This is a genomic window from Erwinia sp. (genome assembly GCF_031978025.1).
Lineage (GTDB): Bacteria > Pseudomonadota > Gammaproteobacteria > Enterobacterales > Enterobacteriaceae > Erwinia.
Genome location: NZ_DALZCD010000342.1, coordinates 1 through 3,970, shown reverse-complemented (window position 1 = coordinate 3,970; position 3,970 = coordinate 1). Strand labels below are relative to the sequence as shown.

The 3,970-nt window shown below is 60.4% G+C and carries 3 protein-coding genes and 1 pseudogene; 3 read left to right on the top strand and 1 reads right to left on the bottom strand.

Features of this window, described 5'->3' with window-relative positions; translation table 11 throughout:
* The 3 genes from RTK32_RS19820 to pstB form a co-directional block, all read left to right on the top strand.
* The coding region (locus RTK32_RS19820) for an ABC transporter permease subunit (RefSeq protein ID WP_312046965.1) at positions 1–1,352 on the top strand (1,352 nt) is incomplete at its 5' end.
* Entirely contained in the window at positions 1,349–2,986 is a 1,638-nt protein-coding gene (gene pstA, locus RTK32_RS19815) for a phosphate ABC transporter permease PstA (RefSeq protein ID WP_312046963.1), read from the top strand. The genes RTK32_RS19820 and pstA, both read left to right, overlap by 4 nt.
* Positions 2,987–3,000: 14 nt before the next feature.
* A complete protein-coding gene (gene pstB, locus RTK32_RS19810) occupies positions 3,001–3,768 on the top strand; it encodes a phosphate ABC transporter ATP-binding protein PstB (RefSeq protein ID WP_312046961.1) in 768 nt (255 codons plus the stop codon).
* A 35-nt stretch (positions 3,769–3,803) separates the two neighbouring features.
* On the opposite strand, the pseudogene purN reads toward pstB, so the two are convergent.
* A pseudogene (purN, locus tag RTK32_RS19805) lies at positions 3,804–3,970 on the bottom strand (phosphoribosylglycinamide formyltransferase); the annotation flags it as partial.

Sequence of the window (3,970 nt, the reverse complement as noted above, 5' to 3'; positions counted from 1 at the left end):
TGGTGGCTAACCATGACAGCATCACGCAGTGGTTTGATATCGCCAGCGCAACCGGCCCGCATCTGAACGCTATCCGCCAGTTCAACCATGCCAGCAACCAGCCCTTGCTGTTAAGCGAGGCGCATCGACGCGTGTTCGCTACCTTAAACCCGGCGGGCGAATTTAAGCTTTTCGCCAGCAAGCAGGCAGGCGTGGTGCTGCACAGTCAGCTCGAGCCTGGCGTAGTGAATGCGGCCTTCGCGCCGCGTGGCGACGGGCTGCTGGTAGAGCGGCAGGGCAGCTGGCAACACTATCACATCACCAATCCCTGGCCAGATATCAGCTGGCGAAATCTGTGGCAGAAAGTCTGGTATGAACATTACCCCCAGGCAGATTACGTCTGGCAGTCCACGTCAGCCAACGACGACTACCAGGGGAAATTCAGTCTGGTGCCGATGGTCGTCGGCACCCTGAAGGCCGCGGGGCTGGCCATGCTGTTTGCCACGCCGCTGGCGCTGGCTGCCGCCATGTATACCGCCTGGTTTATGGCACCGGCACTGCGTCGCTGGGTAAAACCGGCGATAGAGATGATGGGGGCTTTGCCCAGCGTGGTGATTGGGCTGATCGCCGGTTTGTGGCTGGCCCCCCAGCTGGCGGATCGTCTGGCGGGCGTGCTGCTCTGGCCGATGGCACTGGCCGCCACCCTGCTGCTTTGCAGTTATGTTTCGCAAAGGCTGCCGGAAAAGTGGCGCCGGCGGCTGTGTGGCGAAGGTCGCGAAATCTGGATTTTACTGCCGGTACTGCTGCTGGTGACGCTGGTCTGCCTGTGGCTGTTGCCGATGCTGGAACACCGCGTGCTGGGTGTCCATCTGGCCGACAGGCTGTGCGGCAGCTATCAGCAGCGTAACCTGCTGATCGCCAGCGTGGCGATGGGGTTTGCGCTGGTGCCGCTCATTTTCACCCTGGCCGAGGACGCCATTTTTAGCGTGCCGCCGTCACTGGGGCAGGGGTCGCTGGCGCTGGGGGCTACCCAGTGGCAGACCTTAACCCGCGTCGTGCTGCCGGGCGCCTCTGCCGGGATCTTTGCCGCGCTGATGATTGGCTTTGGCCGGGCGATAGGAGAAACCATGATTGTGCTGATGGCGACGGGCAACACGCCGGTGACGGAAGGCGGCTTGTTGCAGGGCGTGCGCACGTTGTCCGCCAACGTGGCGATTGAAATGCCGGAAGCCGCTGCGGGCAGCGGTCATTATCGCGTTCTGTTTCTGAGCGCGCTGGTGCTGCTGGTATTTACGCTGATCGTGAACACCCTGGCGGAGCTGGTCCGTCAGCGGCTGCGACAACGGTTCAGCCAGCAGGAAATGCAGGGATGAGCGCCGTTACCCGCAATCATCGCTGGCGATGGCTGACCGGCGGCGCGGTGGCGCTGAGCCTGCTGGCTTTTCTGCTGCTGATCGCGCTGCTGGCGTGGTCCGCTATGCGCTACTTTTGGCCGCAGCCGGTGACGCTGTTTACGGTTAATCATAGCCAGCAGATGCTCGGTGAAATCACGGGATCGCAGGAGATTTCGCACCAGCGTCTGCGGGCCAGCGGTGCGCCGCTGCCGGCTAATCTGCCGCAGCAGGTGACGCGTTATCTGATAAAAACGGGCAACCGCGACTTCAGCGACAGCGATTTTCACAGCCTGCTCAGCAGCGATATTACTGCGACAGCGCGGCCAGGCAACGTTATCGCTCTGCAGCGTCGGGTGGGCGGCATGGCCTACGGCTGGTTTGACGGCCTGCGTGAAAACGGGCAGCCGCTGGTGGCTACGGATATGATGCGTGAGCTACAGCTGCGCATTAAAGAGACCCGGCAGCGCCAGCGACGGGCAGAAAAAATTCGCCATGTGGCGATGGCGCAGCTGAACAGCGAAATGGAGCAGCTGGACCGCAAGCGGCAGCGTTTGCAGCAGCAGCAAAACTATACGCCGCAGGCGCAAAGTATCTGGCAGGCGGACAGCGCCGAGCTGCAGCGACAGTTTCGCCAGCAGGCCCAGGCGCTGACCGGGCTGAGCCGGGAGAGCGAAGGCACCATGCTGATCCTGCGTGACGTGACTGGCGAGCAGCATCTTATTCCGCTGACGCAGATCCTGGCGGCCTGGTACCCTAATGCGATGAGCTACGGCGAAAAGTGGCAACATTTCGGCTCGCAGCTGTGGCATTTCGTCAGCGGCGCCTCTGGCGGCAGCCTGGGAGAAGATGGCGTTTTTCCGGCCATCTTCGGTACCATTTTAATGGTGTTGCTGATGTCGATTGTAGTCATGCCGCTTGGCGTCGTAGCGGCTATCTGGCTGCATGAATATGCCGGAAACAGTCTCCTCACTCGCCTTGTGCGCATTGCAGTAGTCAATCTGGCGGGCGTGCCCTCCATCGTATATGGCGTGTTTGGCCTGGGCTTTTTTGTCTGGCTGGTGGGCGGCAGCCTGGATCGGGTTTTCTTCGCGCATGCGTTGCCTGACCCGACTTTCGGCACGCCGGGCCTGCTTTGGGCTTCGCTGACGCTGGCTTTGCTGACCCTGCCGGTAGTAATTGTTGCCACCGAAGAAGGGTTGTCGCGCATTCCGCAGACGCTACGACAAGGCTCGCTGGCGCTGGGCGCAACCCAGGCAGAAACGCTGTGGCATGTGGTTCTGCCGCTGTCGATCCCGGCGATGCTGACCGGCCTGATCCTGGCGGTAGCACGCGCGGCGGGAGAAACCGCGCCGCTAATGCTGGTAGGCGTAGTGAAAATGGTGCCGGAACTGCCGGTGGATGCGGTTTTTCCCTGGCTGCATCTCGATCGTAAATTTATGCACCTTGGCTTCCAAATCTACGACCTGGCGTTCCAGAATCCCCACGCTCAGGCGGACAGGCCGCTGGTTTTCGCCACGGCACTGCTGCTGGTGCTGATCATCCTGGTGCTGAACCTGCTGGCGATGGTGCTGCGCCACCGGCTGCGCGAACGCTATCGCGCGCTGATTAATTAATGGAGAAGAGCGTAATGCCAAACGAGCAGGAAACCGCGCTTGAGGTGGATAACCTTTCGCTGTGGTATGGCCAGAAACAGGCGCTGAATGCCATTAAGCTGCGCGTGCCGGAAAACCGCATTACCGCGCTGATTGGCCCGTCGGGCTGCGGTAAATCGACGCTGCTGCGCTGTTTCAACCGCATGAACGACCTGATCGACGGCTGTCGGGTAGAGGGGGATATTCGTTTGTATCAGCAGTCGATTCTGGGCGGCAATGAGGACCTGGCAGCGCTGCGCAGAAGAGTCGGCATGGTTTTTCAACGGCCAAACCCTTTTCCCAAAACCATTTATGAAAATGTGGTTTACGGCCTGCGTCTTCAGGGGGTACGCGACAGGCGCGTGCTGGACGAGGCGGTGGAAAGCGCGCTGCGAGCGGCGGCACTTTGGCCAGAGGTGAAAAACAATCTCTGGCAAAACGCCCTGACGCTGTCCAGTGGGCAGCAACAGCGGCTGGTGATCGCCAGAGCCATTGCTATCGAACCGGAAATTTTGCTGCTGGACGAGCCAACCTCAGCACTCGATCCCATTTCCACGCTGGTGATTGAAGAGCTAATGAGCACGTTAAAACAACACTTTACGCTGGTGCTGGTCACGCACAATATGCAGCAGGCCGCGCGCGTGTCTGACTATACCGCCTTTATGCATCACGGCAGCGTGGTGGAGGTTGACGAAACGGACAGGATTTTTACCGCGCCGCGTCAGCGACGGACTGAAGATTATATTACGGGCCGCTATGGCTGAATAAAAAAGGGAAACCGGTGGTTTCCCTTGTACGCTTAGCCCCAGGCGTAGCCTTCCGGCGGTAAACGTTCGCCATCCAGCCAGGCTGCGCCGTCCTGCATTTTCAGGCGGCCATCCACAAACCAGCCGACCACCAGCGGATAAATAGCGTGCTCCTGATGCTGTACGCGTGCCGTGACGTCGTCTTCCGTATCGCCCGCAA